Annotated in this window: 12 protein-coding genes; 6 read left to right on the top strand and 6 right to left on the bottom strand. The window is 64.4% G+C overall.

All coding sequences use genetic code 11. The annotated features are described in order from the left end of the window. The first annotated feature begins 379 nt into the window (after positions 1-379). The 5 genes from JKL45_RS24320 to JKL45_RS24300 all read left to right on the top strand — a co-directional run bounded on the left by JKL45_RS24320 (position 380) and on the right by JKL45_RS24300 (position 3,675). Entirely contained in the window at positions 380-781 is a 402-nt protein-coding gene (locus tag JKL45_RS24320) for a DUF2513 domain-containing protein (protein WP_201864387.1), read from the top strand. Positions 782-941: 160 nt separating this feature from the next. After that, positions 942-1,286, top strand: coding sequence for a hypothetical protein (locus JKL45_RS24315; RefSeq protein ID WP_210345881.1), 345 nt, complete (start codon positions 942-944; stop codon positions 1,284-1,286). Between the two features lie 22 nt (positions 1,287-1,308). After that, the gene (locus JKL45_RS24310; RefSeq protein WP_201864385.1) at positions 1,309-1,770 is read left to right on the top strand and encodes a GFA family protein; all 462 of its coding nucleotides are present in this window, start codon (positions 1,309-1,311) and stop codon (positions 1,768-1,770) included. Between the two features lie 193 nt (positions 1,771-1,963). Continuing rightward, positions 1,964-2,395: a DUF2231 domain-containing protein gene (locus JKL45_RS24305; protein WP_201864384.1), complete on the top strand. Its 432-nt coding sequence runs from the start codon at positions 1,964-1,966 to the stop codon at positions 2,393-2,395. Then, a complete protein-coding gene (locus JKL45_RS24300) occupies positions 2,392-3,675 on the top strand; it encodes a PQQ-dependent sugar dehydrogenase (RefSeq protein ID WP_201864383.1) in 1,284 nt (427 codons plus the stop codon). The genes JKL45_RS24305 and JKL45_RS24300 overlap by 4 nt, the downstream gene beginning before the upstream one ends. Before the next feature lie 187 nt (positions 3,676-3,862). Here JKL45_RS24300 and alaS read toward each other — a convergent pair whose 3' ends face one another. The 3 genes from alaS to cckA form a co-directional block, all read right to left on the bottom strand. Continuing rightward, positions 3,863-6,532 carry an alanine--tRNA ligase gene (gene alaS, locus JKL45_RS24295; protein ID WP_210345879.1) on the bottom strand — a complete coding sequence of 890 codons (2,670 nt, stop codon included), beginning with the start codon at positions 6,530-6,532 and terminating at the stop codon, positions 3,863-3,865. Between the two features lie 272 nt (positions 6,533-6,804). Further along, positions 6,805-7,899, bottom strand: coding sequence for a recombinase RecA (recA, locus tag JKL45_RS24290; protein ID WP_201864382.1), 1,095 nt, complete (start codon positions 7,897-7,899; stop codon positions 6,805-6,807). Positions 7,900-8,070: 171 nt separating this feature from the next. Then, positions 8,071-10,602: a cell cycle histidine kinase CckA gene (gene cckA / locus JKL45_RS24285; RefSeq protein ID WP_201864381.1), complete on the bottom strand. Its 2,532-nt coding sequence runs from the start codon at positions 10,600-10,602 to the stop codon at positions 8,071-8,073. A 387-nt stretch (positions 10,603-10,989) separates the two neighbouring features. On the opposite strand from cckA, the gene JKL45_RS24280 reads away from it, so the two are divergent. Continuing rightward, positions 10,990-12,222, top strand: a complete 1,233-nt coding sequence (locus tag JKL45_RS24280) for a hypothetical protein (RefSeq protein ID WP_201864380.1) — start codon at positions 10,990-10,992, stop codon at positions 12,220-12,222. A 78-nt stretch (positions 12,223-12,300) separates the two neighbouring features. On the opposite strand, the gene dksA is transcribed toward JKL45_RS24280, so the two are convergent. From dksA to JKL45_RS24265, 3 genes are all read right to left on the bottom strand, one after another. Further along, positions 12,301-12,720, bottom strand: a complete 420-nt coding sequence (dksA, locus tag JKL45_RS24275) for an RNA polymerase-binding protein DksA (RefSeq protein ID WP_036350657.1) — start codon at positions 12,718-12,720, stop codon at positions 12,301-12,303. Positions 12,721-12,871: 151 nt separating this feature from the next. Then, a complete protein-coding gene (locus tag JKL45_RS24270) occupies positions 12,872-13,858 on the bottom strand; it encodes a YcjF family protein (protein ID WP_201864379.1) in 987 nt (328 codons plus the stop codon). Continuing rightward, a complete protein-coding gene (locus JKL45_RS24265; protein ID WP_201864378.1) occupies positions 13,855-15,303 on the bottom strand; it encodes a YcjX family GTP-binding protein in 1,449 nt (482 codons plus the stop codon). The genes JKL45_RS24270 and JKL45_RS24265 overlap by 4 nt, the downstream gene beginning before the upstream one ends. Between the last annotated feature and the right edge of the window lie 45 nt (positions 15,304-15,348).

Raw genomic sequence — 15,348 nt, 5'->3', positions numbered from 1 at the left:
GTCGGCGCCGAGCAGAAGTGGCTCTCCACCACCGGCTTCCTCGACAAAATCGACGAAAACCTCAAAAAAGCTATGGCCGCTTAAGCGAAGCCTTCCACGCTCTGAAATGATGGAGAAGCCCGGCCCAGTGCCGGGCTTTTTGCTGCCAGCATGGCTCAGCGCGAAGCTTGACAATGTTCATGATTTGTTTCATTACATAAAATATCATTACAAGAAGAAGGTGTGAGACTTCTTCGCCATAACTTCGCAGGAGCGTTTTCTGCTGTCGCTATCCAGTCGTGCTTATGCCGTCGGAGCTATAGCGGCTCATCGTATTAAAACACGTAAACAAGCAGACCAAGGGATATCCGATCTTCATTAAAACAGAGGGATAGATTAAATGCGCGATATGGATCTCATCCGCGAACTCCTGCTCAAGATTGAGGGCGGTCAGACATCTTTTGAAACTATCTCCAGTGACGGAGCCTCGTTCCTCGGCATTGAGACCGAAACATTTCTTACCCGGGAGCAGGCCGATAAGCTTTCTAGCCACCTCGATCTGTTGGAGCAGGCTGGCTTCATCGAAATTGAGTTTCGTTCACTTGGTGGCACGCTCATAGTCAAACGCATTACTTGGCAGGGGTACGATTTCCTCGATAGCATTCGCGATCCTGAAGTTTGGCGAAAGACAAAAGAGGGCGCCTCAAAGGCTGGGAGCTGGACCGTCCAACTCCTAGTCGAGGTCAGCAAAGCCTATGCCAAGCAAAAGCTCAAAGAGGTGACAGGACTGGACCTTGCATAAGCTCATTTCCATCGCTTTACGTGCGCTGCGAAACTTCGGCAACTCTGAGACTAGCTCAACAGTCGATGCTCCGGGATTGCTCTGTCGAAGCAGTTGCGTAGCTACAATGCCCAAATAAGAAGTGACCTCCGAACCTAGACATAAATACTTCGGCGATACGATGAGCGATTACATCGTGCAGGTCGCCAATGAACTGCCCTATGATGCTGTGGGAATATGGCAGATCGTGCCGGCAGGACGCCTTGACTTCGATCTCGAAGGCGATGCCTTGACCGATTATGTCCGCCGCTGCGTCGCAGAGCTCCTGTCCCGCGGTGCCGTGCCCGTCATTGGTGGCGGCCCTGACGGACCGCACCTTTGGATCCTTCAGCGTCAGTACGGCTCGCAGCCCGAGGAGATCATCGAGAACGTTATCCGAGAATGGCTCGCCAACGGTGCCCAGAACGAGGACCCAGGCGGGCTGTGGTTTTCGCTGCCAGAGGATGCTTGGACGCCGCCATCGTAGAATCTGCGAGGAGTAAAGAACTATGCCAGAGGCCAAACCCATCATGACCGGCGGCTGCCAGTGTGGCACCGTGCGTTATGCGCTGATGTCCGAGCCGACCCATGCCAGTATCTGCCATTGCCGCATGTGCCAGAAGGCATTCGGCAGCTACTTCGCGGCGCTCACCGGGGTGCCGCGCAAGGATCTGGTCTGGACCAAGGGGCAGCCCGGTATCTTCAAAAGTTCGGAGGCCGTGGAGCGCGGGTTTTGCCGGGATTGCGGCACGCCGCTGACTTTTGCTTACGTGGAGCGCGACCGCATCACCGTCTCCATCGGCAGCCTCGATGATCCGAGCCGGGTCATGCCCGAGATCCAGTATGGCATCGAGAGCATGCTGCCCGCCTTCGAGAAGCTGCACACCCTCCCCGGCCAGCGGACGGAGGATGACGCCTCGCCGGAGGAGCTGCGGAAGATGGCCTCGCGGCAGCATCCGGACCACGATTGAGAGCCTGCCAAACCTCTCTGCTGTCCCGGAGCCAGGCGGCACTAGGACCCATGACCTTCGGAACTGTGGAGTTCCTGCGAAGGCGGTGAGGATCAGGACTGTTTTCGCAACCTAGTGACCGCTCGTGCATTGATCCATCGAACCTTTGCAGGACGCGGGCACGCGGCCGGGTTCAGGCACGGGAGGAGACGCTGTGGTTGCCCAATCCCACCCGGGTGGAGTGAGGCCCCTCCACCCCCTTCACGCCATCCTTCTCGCCTTTCCGCTGCCTCTGTTTGCAGGCGCGCTGGCGAGCGACTTCGCCTATCGCGCGACCTTCCACATTCAATGGGCCAATTTCTCGTCCTGGCTCATCGCCGGCGGGCTGGTCGGGGGTGGCTTCGCCCTGCTCTGGTCGCTGATCAACCTGTTCCGCCGGAGGACCGCCAGCAAAGGCCGGCTCGCGGTTTACTTCGTCGTGCTGCTCGTCATGTGGGGCCTCGGCTTCGTCAATGCCCTCGTCCACGCGAAGGACGCGTGGGCCACCATGCCGGAGGGCCTTTATCTCTCGGTGATCACGACGCTGCTTGCCCTCGTGGCCGCCTGGATCGGCTATTCCGGATTTCGTACGGGAGATGTGAGATGATCCGCTCGACCCTCCTGATCGGCACCCTGGCTCTCGCCCTCGTCGCCTGCAACGACGAGCCCCAGGGGCCGCAATACGGCGCCAACCCGAACCTGCCTGAGCCGCAGCGCGGCCTGCTGCCGTCCATGAAGATCCCGAGGCCGGCCCAGTGGGGCAACGAGCTGCCCAAGGTGCCGGCGGGCTACAAGATCCAACCCATTGCCACGGATCTCAAGATCCCGCGCCAGACCCTGGTTCTTCCCAACGGCGACATCCTGGTCGCCGAGGGGTCCGGCGGCTATGCACCGACGCAACGCCCCAAGGATCTGATCGCGGGCTTCATCAAGAGCCTCGGCAAGAGCTCGGTCAAAGGCGGCAACCGGCTGACGCTGCTGCGCGACGCCGACGGCGACGGCATCTACGAGATGCAGGGCGTCTTCGCCGACAAGCTCGACGCGCCCTACGGTCTCGCGCTGGTCAACGGCTCGATCTACGTCGCCAATCAGGATGCACTGGTGCGCTTTGCCTATCAGGACGGCCAGACCCAGGCGAGCGGCCCACCCGTGACGGTGACGGAGCTCCCGGCCGTGATCAATCATCACTGGACGAAGGCCATGACCGCCAGCCAGGATGGGCGCTTCCTCTATGTGGGCATCGGCTCCAACAGCAACATCACCGAGCGCGGGATGGACGCCGAGGAAGACCGGGCCATGGTCTGGCAGATCGATGCCCAGACGGGCGCGCACAAGCCTTATGCCACCGGCCTGCGCAACCCCACGGCTCTCACGATCCAGCCGGGCTCGGGCCAGCTCTGGGCGGTGGTGAACGAGCGGGACGAGATCGGCCCCAACCTCGTTCCGGACTACCTCACCTCCGTGCAGGAGGGCGGCTTCTACGGCTGGCCCTACAGCTATTGGGGCCAGAACGTCGACCCGCGCGCCCAACCGCAGGATCCGGAGAAGGTCGCGGCCGCGATCCGACCGGATTATGCCCTGGGATCGCACGTGGCGGCGCTCGGCGTGGCGTTCTCGAACCCGGCCATGGGCGAAAACTTCGCCGACGGCGTGTTCGTGGGCGAGCATGGCAGCTGGAACCGCAGCAAGCCGGTTGGCTACAAGGTGATTTTCGTGCCGTTCCGCGACGGCAAGCCTGCCGGCGAACCCATCGACTTCGTGTCCGGCTTCCTGGTGGATGACGGCAACACCCGGGGACGTCCGGTCGGGGTCACGGTTGACCCAAAGGGCGCCCTGATCGTGGCCGACGACCTGTCGAACACGATCTGGCGCGTGACGAAGAACTAGCCCTTGAACCGCAGCGTTGCTCTCCCTCCCCCTTGTGGGGAGGGGTGGCCGCGGCAGCGGCCGGGGTGGGGGTGTGAGCGCTGAACAGGACCAGCGTGGAGCCAGCACCCCCACCTCCACCTCCTCCCCACAAGGGGGAGGAGAGTATAAGGCGCGCCGCCCCTTTATTTACGAGATAGGCTAGCCTCTAAGCAGCCGCCAGCGCCGCCTCGATGGCAGCCAGCGCTGCTTCTGCCTGGGCACCGTCGGGGCCGCCGGCCTGGGCCATGTCGCGGCGTCCGCCGCCGCCCTTGCCGCCGAGCTTCTCCGAGCCGACCCGCACGAGCGCAACCGCGTCGACCTTGGCGGTGAGGTCCTCGGTGACGCCGACCACGATGCCCGCCTTGCCGTCGTCGCCCACACCGATGATGGCGACAACGCCGGAGCCGAGACGCTTCTTGCCCTCGTCGGCGAGGCTCTTGAGGTCTTTCATCTCGACGCCGGTGACCGCGCGGGCCATGAGCTTGATGCCTGCCACGTCCTTGACCGGATCGCCGCCACCGGACGCGCCTGCGCCCATGGCGAGCTTGCGCCGAGCCTCGGCGAGTTCGCGCTCGAGCTTGCGGCGCTCTTCGAGGAGCGCGCTCAGGCGGCTCGACACCTCGTCCACCGGGGCTTTGAGGAGGCTTGCCACCTCACGCAGCCTACGGCTCTCTCCGGCGAGGTAGCGGCGGGCGGCATCGCCCGTCATGGCCTCGAGACGGCGGACGCCAGCCGCGACCGCGCTCTCGCCCACGATGGTGACGACACCGATGTCGCCGGTGCGGTTCACGTGCGTGCCGCCGCAGAGCTCGATGGAGAAGGTCTTAGCATCGTCGGCCTTGCCCATGGAGACCACGCGGACCTCATCGCCGTATTTCTCGCCGAAGAGCGCGCGGGCGCCGGACTCGATCGCCTCGTCCACGGCCATGAGCTTGGTGACCACCGGCTCGTTCTGGAGCAGCACCTTGTTGGCGATCTCCTCGACCTTGATGAGTTCCGCATCCTCGATGGGCTTGGGGTGGCTGAAGTCGAAGCGCAGGCGGTCGGGAGCGACCAGCGAGCCCTTCTGGGCAACGTGATCGCCGAGCACCTGGCGCAGGGCCTCGTGCAGGAGATGAGTCGCGGAGTGGTTGGAGCGCACGGCCGAGCGGCGCTCGTGATCGACGGTCAGCTCCAGGGACTGGTTGAGCTTCAACGAGCCGTGCTCCACGGTGACGTGATGCACGAACAGGTCGCCGAGCTTCTTGTCGGTCCCGGTGACGAACACGCGGGCGCCCTCGCCCTGCATCACGCCGGTATCGCCGACCTGGCCGCCGGACTCGCCGTAGAACGGGGTCTGGTTGAGCACCACGAGGCCGCTTTCGCCTGCCTTCAGTTCGGCGATTTCATTGCCGTCCTTGAGCAGCGCCAGGACGATGCCCTCGGCGGTCTCGGTGTCGTAGCCGAGGAACTCGGTGGCGCCGGTGCGCTCCTTCACGGCAAACCACACGGTCTCGGTCGCCGCCTCGCCGGAGCCGGACCAGGCCGCCCGGGCCTTCTCGCGCTGGCGCTGCATGGCGGCATCGAAGGCCTCCATGTCGACGCCGATGCCGCGGGGCTTCAGGGCATCCTGCGTGAGATCGAGCGGGAAGCCATAGGTGTCGTAGAGGGTGAAGGCCGTGTCGCCCGAGAGGTTCTGGCCCTTGGCCAGATTGCGGGTCTCATCATCGAGAATGATGAGGCCGCGTTCCAGGGTCTTCCGGAAGCGGGTTTCTTCAAGCCGCAGGGTCTCGACGATCAGCGCCTCGGCGCGGATCAGCTCGGGATAGGCTAGTCCCATTTCGCGCACGAGAGCCGGCACGAGGCGGTACATGATCGGGTCCTTGGCGCCCAAAAGCTGCGCATGGCGCATGGCGCGGCGCATGATGCGGCGGAGCACGTAGCCGCGCCCCTCGTTCGACGGCAGCACGCCATCGGCCACCAGGAAGCAAGAGGTGCGCAGGTGATCGGCGATCACGCGATGCGAGACCTTGCGCTCACCCTCCGGCGCCACGCCGGTGGCATGCGCCACCGCGTCGATGAGGGCGCGGAACAGGTCCGTGTCGTAGTTCGAATGCACGCCCTGCAGGATCGCGGCGATGCGCTCCAGGCCCATGCCGGTGTCGATGGAAGGCTTCGGAAGAGCGATGCGGTTGCCGGGCTCGATCTGCTCGTATTGCATGAACACGAGGTTCCAGAACTCGAGGAACCGGTCGCCGTCCTCCTCCGGGCTGCCGGGAGGGCCGCCCCAGAGCTTGTCGCCCTGGTCGATGAAGATCTCCGAGCACGGGCCGCAGGGGCCGGTGTCGCCCATCTGCCAGAAATTGTCGGAGGTCGGGATGCGGATGATGTTGGAATCCGAGAAGCCGGCGATCTTCTTCCACAGGTCCGCCGCCTCGTCGTCCGTGTGGTAAACGGTGACGAGGAGCTTATCCTTCGGCAGGTCGAACTCCTTGGTGATCAGGTTCCAGGCCAGCTCGATGGCGCGGTCCTTGAAGTAGTCGCCGAAGGAGAAGTTGCCGAGCATCTCGAAGAAGGTGTGGTGGCGCGCCGTGTAGCCCACATTGTCGAGATCGTTGTGCTTGCCGCCGGCCCGCACGCATTTCTGCGAGGTCGCCGCCGTGCTGTAGGGGCGCTTCTCGGCCCCGGTGAACACGTTCTTGAACTGCACCATGCCGGCATTGGTGAACATCAGGGTCGGGTCGTTGCGCGGCACGAGGGGGCTCGAGGGCACGACCTCATGGCCGTTCTTGGCAAAGTAATCGAGGAAGGTCGACCGGATGTCGTTGATGGACCGGATTTCGTTGGCGCCGCTCATGGGGTCTCAAACTTCGGGTAAGGGCTTTTCAGGGCCCGAAAGCTATGATGGTGGCCGGTTTTAGCCGCCTACGCCCGCGCTGTCGAGGCGGCGTTTCGGCAGGGTGGGCGAATAGGCCCGCGATGGGTGCCTCGGCCCAGGTCCCTGCTCGCGGTGTGGTTGGCGCAAGGCCGTGGCCAGTCGGAAGCGCCAGATCCGAAGCCCCGTCCATACGAAAAGACCGCCGCGATCTCTCGCGACGGCCTTTCTTTGCCCTTGAAGGAGAGCAAAACTTATTCGGCGGAGCCCTCATCCAGATCTTCGGCGGTCGGGGTAGCCTGATCCAGGATGCGATCGGCCAGGAGGCCGGCATTCTGGCGGATGAGACCTTCGATCTTGTCCGCGACCTCGGGGTTGTCGCGCAGGAACTGCTTCGAGTTCTCACGGCCCTGTCCGAGGCGCTGGCTGTCGTAGGAGAACCAGGCGCCGGACTTCTCAACGATGCCGGCCTTGACGCCAAGATCGATGAGCTCGCCCACCTTGGAGACGCCCTCGCCGAACATGATGTCGAACTCGACCTGCTTGAAGGGCGGAGCGACCTTGTTCTTGACGACCTTGACGCGCACCGAGTTGCCGATCGGATCGTCGCGATCCTTCAGGGTCGAGACGCGGCGGATGTCCAGACGCACGGAGGCGTAGAACTTCAGGGCGTTGCCGCCAGTCGTCGTTTCCGGCGAGCCGTACATGACGCCGATCTTCATGCGGATCTGGTTGATGAAGACTACCATGGTCTTTGACCGAGAGATCGAACCGGTGAGCTTGCGCAGAGCCTGGCTCATAAGACGGGCCTGAAGACCCGGCTGCACGTCGCCCATTTCGCCATCGAGCTCAGCCTTCGGCGTCAGAGCCGCCACGGAGTCGATGACGAGCACGTCGATGGCACCGGAGCGCACCAGGGTATCGCAGATCTCGAGCGCCTGCTCGCCCGTGTCGGGCTGTGAAATCAGGAGATCATCCAGATTGACACCGAGCTTGCGGGCATAGACCGGATCGAGCGCATGCTCCGCGTCCACGAAGGCGCAGACGCCGCCCTTCTTCTGGGCTTCGGCAATGGTGTGCAGCGCCAGCGTGGTCTTACCGGACGATTCCGGCCCGTAGATCTCGACGATGCGGCCGCGGGGCAGACCGCCCACGCCGAGCGCGATATCGAGGCCGAGCGAGCCCGTCGAGACGGTTTCGATTTCAACCGGCTGCTGACCCTTGCCGAGCCGCATGATCGAGCCCTTGCCGAAGGCACGCTCGATCTGGGAGAGCGCCGCGTCGAGAGCTTTAGTTCTTTCTTTATCCATTGATGAGCTTTCCACCAGTCTCAAGGAGGACTGTGACATGACCTAACATCCTTATGGCAGGAGGAAGAGTGAATCTCAACGCGGTGTTGAGAGAATATATGTACTCACTTTGTTCCTGCTTACAAGTTCTTTTTTCGTTCTCATTCAGGAATTCACAGATCCTGCGCAGGGCACGATGACGCAGGATTAAATATCATTTAAATCAGTCACTTACCTATCTATCACCTGCTTCACCGTCTCGACCAGCTGGCGGAGGCTGAAGGGCTTGGGCAGGAAGTTGAATTCCTCCCCTTCGGGCAGGTTCTTGCGGAAGGCTTCCTCGGCATAGCCGGAGACGAAAATCACCTTGAGGTCCGGGTAGAGCTTTCGCAGCTCGCCCAGCAGGGTTGGGCCGTCCATCTCGGGCATGACCACATCGGAGACCACGAGATCGACCGGCGCGCCGCGCTGCTCGATGATCTCCATGGCTTCGACGCCGGAGGCCGCTTCCAGCACGGTATAACCGCGGGCGGAGAGCGCGCGGGCATTCACGGCCCGCACCGGGTCCTCATCCTCCACCAGAAGGATCGTGCCCTGCCCGGTCATGTCGGCGGCCGGCTTCTTGGCCACCTCGGGCTTCACCTCCTCGGCCATCTCCTGCACGGCCGGGATGTGCCGCGGCAGGTAGATGCGGAAGGTCGTGCCCTCTCCCGGGGTCGAGTTTACGTCGATATAGCCGCCGGACTGCTTGACGATCCCGAACACGGTGGACAGTCCCAGGCCGGTGCCCTTGCCGACTTCCTTGGTGGTGAAGAACGGCTCGAAGATCTTCTCGATGATCTCCGGCGTCATACCGGAGCCGCTATCGGACACTTCGACCATGACGTAGTCGGCTGGCGGCATGGCGCTCACGTTGAGCCGCTCCGCCTCGGCCGCCGTGACGTTCGCAGTACGGATCGCGAGCTTGCCGCCGCCGGGCATGGCATCGCGGGCATTCACCGCGAGGTTCACCACCACCTGCTCGAACTGGTTCACGTCCGCCTTCACGAACCAAAGGTCACGGCCGTGATTGAGATCCAGCGCCACGCGCTCGCCGAGGAGTCGCTTGAGCAGCATGGAGAGATCGTAGAGCTGGTCATTGAGATTGAGCACCTCCGGCCGCAGGGTCTGACGGCGCGAGAAGGCGAGCAGCTGGCGCACGAGGCCCGCGGCCCGGTTCGCGTTCTGCTTGATCTGCATGATGTCCTGGAAGGACGGATCAGTGGGCCTGTGATTGGCGAGAAGCAGATCGCTGTAGCCGATGATGGCCTGCAGCACGTTGTTGAAGTCGTGCGCGACGCCGCCGGCGAGCTGACCGACCGCGTTCATCTTCTGAGCCTGGGCCAGTTGCTCCTCGACTTTACGGAAATCCGTGGTGTCGAGGGCGTAGAGGATCGCCGTCTCCCCGTCCGCGCCCGTATCGCCGACGGGCGTGACCCAGACACGAACCGAGCCGCCACCTTCGGCCACCGTCTGCAGTTCGAGAGGCGGGATGTCCCCTTTGTTTTCGGCCGCCGCCTTCAGGGCCGCCTCGATGGCGTCGCGCTCGCGAAAGGCGTCGGGAATCGACGGACCGTCCGTGCCATTCTCACCCGTGCGCGGCAACGCGCCGAAGAGCCTGGAGAACGGCGCATTGGCATGGACGATCCGGCCCGCGCGGTCGACCGTCGCGATGGCGATGGGGGTGTTGTTGAAGAAGCGCGCGAAGCGGACTTCCGCCGCGCGCTGTCCCTCGTCGATCTCTCCTCCGGCCGAGCGGTTGAGAACGAGCGTGCGCGATGCCCCCATGCGGCCGTCCTGGCCGAAGGCGATGCGGTGATACAGGCGCACCGGCAGGAACTGTCCGTTGCGTCGCCGCAGGTCGAGGTCGAAGGTCTCGGTGCGCACGCTGCCGGGCTCACCGGAGAACGACGTCATCATCGATGCCACGTCGCCCGGCACGATGTCGGCCAGCTTCAAGCCGCCGGAGCCGACCTGCGCCAGATCGTAGTCGAGCCACGACGCCAGCGTCGCGTTCAGGTAAATGATGGAGCCGCCCGGATCGACCGACAGGAACCCTGCAGGGGCATGATCGAGATAGTCGATGGCATGCTGGAGTTCCTGGAAGACGTTCTCCTGGCGCTCGCGCTCATGGGTTACTTCGGAGATGGTCCAGAGCGCCGCCTGCCGTCCTTTGGGGCGCGGCACGGGCCGCACACGCACCCGGTACCAGCCGAATTCCCGCGCATTGTTGAGCGATGGCGACAGGCGGATCTCCTCCGTGCCCGTGCGATGTTCGCGCGCCGCCTGTGCCAGCCGATAGATTGCCTCGGAGACTTCAGGCGCACCGATGAACAGGCGCTCAACCGGCAGCACCTCGCCGCCCTGCAATCCGGCAAAGGCGAGATAGGCTCCGTTGGCATAGGTGATGCGCCCATCGTCCTCGACCACCACGAGACCGTCGCCGGACGTGTCTGCCATCAGCTTGGTGATATCGTTGCGCGCGGTCTGGCCGGAGAACTGCACGACACCGATCGCCGTCGCGAAGAGGAAGAAGACACCCGCCATGGCGAAGAACGCCAGAAGCCCGAGGATCAAAGGCTGGGCCTGTTCGATGCCGAGAAACCGCAGGCTTAAGGTCGCGCCGACGAGAAGGCCGGCCAGGAGCAGCACCCATCCGATATGACCGTGACGGTCGGAGCGGTCGATGGCCGAACCCTGTGGCGTATCGCCTTCGTAAGCCATGGAATGTCAACATCCTCAACGGAGGCGGATGTGCCTCACGGCACCGGCTGCAGGGTTGCGGCCAACCGCTCGATCTTTTCCGATCATATTACACGGTATTTATTGATTGACCTCTAAGGCGCCAGCACCGGCGGATGCAAGGGCTGGCCATGGCGGTGCAGGTCTCGATAATGAGATCCGTCACAGGAAATCCTTATTTTCCTTGATGTAGGGGCCATCGGCCCCATCTTGGACGGATCACGGAGAGCCTTTCCTGTGCTCTCAGTCCCATGCCGAGGCCAGGCTGCGTTAACCATCTGTTAACCTTGCCGGTGGCTTTGGCGGTCAATGTGGTACAACCAACACAGAAGTGGCCTGCGAAGGTCAGTCAACGTTTGAGAGTTCATCGTGTCATCTCTTTTCGGTCTCGAAGCACCGCGGGCAGTTCAATTTGCAATCGCCTTCGCGATCATTCTGATCCTGCTCGTGCTCTTAGGCCTCGTCCTGCGCAAGGTCTGGGGTGGCCGTCTGATCATGCCGGGCAGCGATCGCGGCGGCCGCAGCCGTCAGCCGCGGCTGGGCATCGTGGATGTGTATGATCTCGACCGGCAGCGTCAGCTGCTTCTGCTCCGCCGGGACAATGTCGAGCACCTCCTTCTCATCGGCGGCCCCAACGACGTAGTGATCGAAACCAATATCGTCCGCGTCGCAGGCGCGCGCGTTCCCGCTCCTCCGGTCGACATGAGTGCCGAGCGTTTCGAGCCCTCGCTCGATCAGGCGCCTCGCGCCCCCCAGGTCGAGTCCAACGGCCGGCCCTCCATCGAAAGCCAGCTCGCCGCCCAGCTCGGAGCCTTCGTACGCCGTCCGTCCGAGGAATCCGACGCCGAGGAGGAACTCTCTCCGGTGGCGACCGTCAGCGCGCCGGTTCCAGCCCATCCCGAGCCAGCTCTGAAGCCGGATGCTGTCGCCGTCTCCGCTCCGCCCGCGATTCAGGGCCTGCGCGCCGAGGCGAGGACACCGTCATTCCAGAACACGCCTCCTGCGCCGCCCGCTCCTCCGGCGGAGCGCCCGGAGCCGCGCCCCCATTTTACGCCGCCACCGTTCCAATCGCGCGCGACGCCAGTACCGCCCGTGCAGCCCCCTGAGCCCGTTCGTCCGCCAGAGCCGGCAGAGAGCGAGCGACCGGCCCCCGACGCCAACCTGCTGTCGGATATGGCAAAGCAGCTCGAGGAGGCGCTGAAGCGCCCGGCGAGCCCCGTTCCGCCGCCGGCGGTTGCTTCGCCGGCTCCCGTCACCGTGGCATCGCCCGCCGTCTATGAAGATATCAGCGACGAGGAGGACGTCCCTCTCGACCCGACCCCGGCCGAGGACGAGCCCGTCGCGTCCTATGACGAGCCTGCGGAGGAAGAGGAACGCGCCGAGGAGCCGGAAGCCCCCGCTCCGGCCCTGCCGGAACCGTCTGTCGAGCCGGTCCGGACAGTTACACCGCCTCCGCCTGCGCCCGCATCGGCTCCCCTTCCGCCTCAGGCCAAGGAATCCGCTTCGGCGGAGAAGGCCGCCGATCCGTTCTCAGTCGAAGACATAGAGGCGGAATTCGCCCGGCTGCTGGGCCGCCCTCTCGATCCGAACAAGAAGGGGTGAGGCTAGAACCCCTCCCCTGACGGCCAAAGAAAAAGGGCTCCGCGCGGAGCCCTTTTTGATGTTTGGAGCAGGCCGGGATCAGTCGTCCCGGTAGACCCGCTCGTTGCGCTCGTGGCGCTCCTGCGCCTCGAGGGAGAGCGTCGCGATGGGGCGAGCCTCCAGGCGCTTGAGGGAGATCGGGTCGCCCGTCTCCTCGCAATAGCCGTAAGAGCCGTCCTCGATCCGCGCGAGCGCGGCATCGATCTTGGCGATCAGCTTGCGCTGACGATCCCTGGCGCGAAGCTCGATGGCGCGATCCGTTTCCGATGAGGCACGATCCGCAAGGTCAGGATGATTCTCGTTCTCGCTCTGCAGCGTCGCGAGGGTCTCCTGAGCCTCCTTGAGGATGTCGTGCTTCCAGCGGATCAGCTTGCGCCTGAAATACTCCCTCTGCCGCTCATTCATGAAAGGCTCGTCTTCTGTCGGACGGTAGCCTTCATCAATCACGCTATCTGTCATGTTCAGCCGTTCTTCCCCGATGAACCGTGGCGCCCCTATATAGGCAAGGAGGGACCGCGACAACGAGATTAAGCGTCATCGATTTGTCTAATGGCCCTCGGCACCCCTTATGAGCCTTGGATGAGCCCGCGCCGAACGATATGTCGCACCATCAGGAGGCGGCTGCCTCCGCCCGGCTGATGAGCTCGCCGGCGACGTCGCCGATCTTGGGCGCCTCCTCGCGGATGAAGGGAAGCGGTCGGCAGACCGACAGGGCTGCCAAGCCGAACCGGGCTGTCATGAGGCCGTTCAGCACCCCTTCGCCAAGCTTGGCAGAAATGCGGGCTGCAAGCCCCAGTCCCAGCACCTGCTGCATGAGGCTGTCGCCGACCGCCATTCCTCCGGTGACCGCAAGATGGTTGAAGGCAGCCTTGGCGAGCCGCAGGAAGCCGAAGAAGCCGGGCCTGCCACCATAGATCCGAGCCAAGGTCCGCAGGAGCCGCACCGCCGCGAAGATCACGAAGGCCACATCGACGATGGCTCGAGGGCTCACAGCCGTGACGAGCGAGACCTGCTTGGCCGCCCCGGCAATCGCGCGTTTCGCCTGCATGTCGAGGGGCGCGAGCAGCTCGCGCTCCGCAATCGCGAGGCGATCGTCCGCGTCGATGATCTCGTCCGTGAGGCCCTTGAGGCGGGCGCTTCCCTGCGCGGCGGCGGCCCGGCCACCGTAAAGGCCGATAAGATCCTGCACGATGACCTTGGCGGCCTTGTGATCCTTGACGGCCAGCGCATCGACCGCCGATTCCCGCAGGTTCTCGATCTTCTGCTCGCGCCAGATCCCCAAAACCTCCCGGCTGATGATCGCCAGAAAGGCCAGCACCGCGAGAACGGCAAGGGCGAGCGCCAGCCAGCCCAGCCATGGCGCAACCCGATAGAGATCGACGACGAGATTCTCGATGGCGAGGCCAAGGCCTAAGAGAAGCAGCCCCGAAAGCGCGGACAGCAGAATGCCGAGCCAGGGGGCCCGGCGCTTGCTGCCCATCGGCACCACGACACCGTCGGCGGCCTCGATGGCATCAAAGGGCTCCTCCGTCACCTGCACGGCACCGGCGGTGATGTTCGGATCGTCGAGACGGTAGGCGCGAGGTTGGCGGCTCATGCGAAGCGATCCCCCAGGAGGAATTCAAGGGCCCGGTCGAGGCGGATATGGGGCATCTTGGCCATACGGCCTGCCGCATCGACCGGCAGCTTCGGCGGACGAAAACGTGGGAAGCGGAACGAGCCCGGCGGCACCGCCCCTTGGAACACCGCCTCGGCACTCTCGGGCAGCTCGCCCGGAAAGATCGCGGCCTCCGCCTCGCCGTCGAAGATGTCGTCCCCAACCCGCTCGCCTGCCTCAGGCACCCCGGCGACGGCCCGCAGGGTCTCGCGCCCCTCGCGGATGGTCGTCTCCCGGGTGGCGCGTACCGAGGCGAGCGCCACGGTGCCCACCCGGGCACCGGCGGCCTCGGTCCGGCGCGAGGCACGGTTCACGAGCATGCGCAGGATGGCGTCGAGCCGATCATGATCCGTGTGGTGGATATGGTCGGCTTTTGTGGCCGCGAACAGGACCCGGTCGGCCCGGGGCGAGAACAGGCGGGAGAGGAGCGTGGTGCGCCCGGTCCTGAATGACATGAGAACCTGATCCAGCGCCTCCTCCAGCTCGGCGAGCGCCACGGGCCCGGCATCGATGGCGGCGAGCACGTCCACCAGCACGATCTGACGGTCGATGCGCTGGAAATGATCGCGGAAGAACGGCCGGACCACATGGGTCTTGTAAGCCTCAAACCGCCGGTCCATCAGGGCCGCGAAGCTCCCGGCCATAATGGGCTGGCCTTGGGGCAGATCGAGTGGCCCGAAGGTGAGCGCGGGCGAGCCCGCGAGATCGCCCGGCATGAGGAAGCGCCCCGGTGGGGTCGTCGCCACTGCCTCGGAGCTGGCGCGCAGGGCCGTGAGATACTCCTTGAAAGCCTCGCTTGCCTTCGAGGCAAGCATCTCGTCGGAAGCACCTGCCGGATCGAGGGTTTTCAGGGTCTCATGCCAGCGGCCCGCCACCGGCAAGCGGTCGCGCTTGCGGCTCGCCTCGATGGTCTGGCGGGACCATTCCGCATAGCCCGCATCGAGAAGCGCCAGATCGAGCAGCCATTCGCCCGGATAATCCACGATGTCGAGGGCGAGCGAGGCCGGACCCGTGCGCCACCCGGCCTTGCGCTCGTATTCCACATCCACCCGCAGCTCGCTGATCCGGTTGGTGGATTGCGGCCAGCGGCGGCTCTCGGTCAGGGCCGCCATGTGCTCTTCGTAGGGAAAGCGGGGCACCGCATCGTCCGGCTGATGCGCCAGCTGAGCCCGCCGAATGCGGCCTTCGGCGGAGGCCCGAAAGGCCGGCAGGTTCGTGCCTCGGATCAGGTGATGCACGAGGGCCGTGGTGAAGACAGTCTTGCCGGAGCGGGCGAGGCCAGTGACGCCAAGGCGAAGGGATGGCTGGACCAGCTGGCCGGAGGCCTCCCAGAGCGATTGCGCAGCAGACCCGGCGCGGGAGGCGAGATCAGACAGAATAGGCACCAGGAACCCGGACGTTGTGAGCGTTGGAGATCACATGGGGTCGCA

It is taken from the genome of Microvirga soli (genome assembly GCF_016734765.1).
In the GTDB taxonomy this organism is placed as follows: Bacteria; Pseudomonadota; Alphaproteobacteria; order Rhizobiales; family Beijerinckiaceae; genus Microvirga; species Microvirga soli.
Note: the sequence above shows the minus strand (reverse complement) of the source record. Positions and strands in the feature narration are given on the sequence as shown.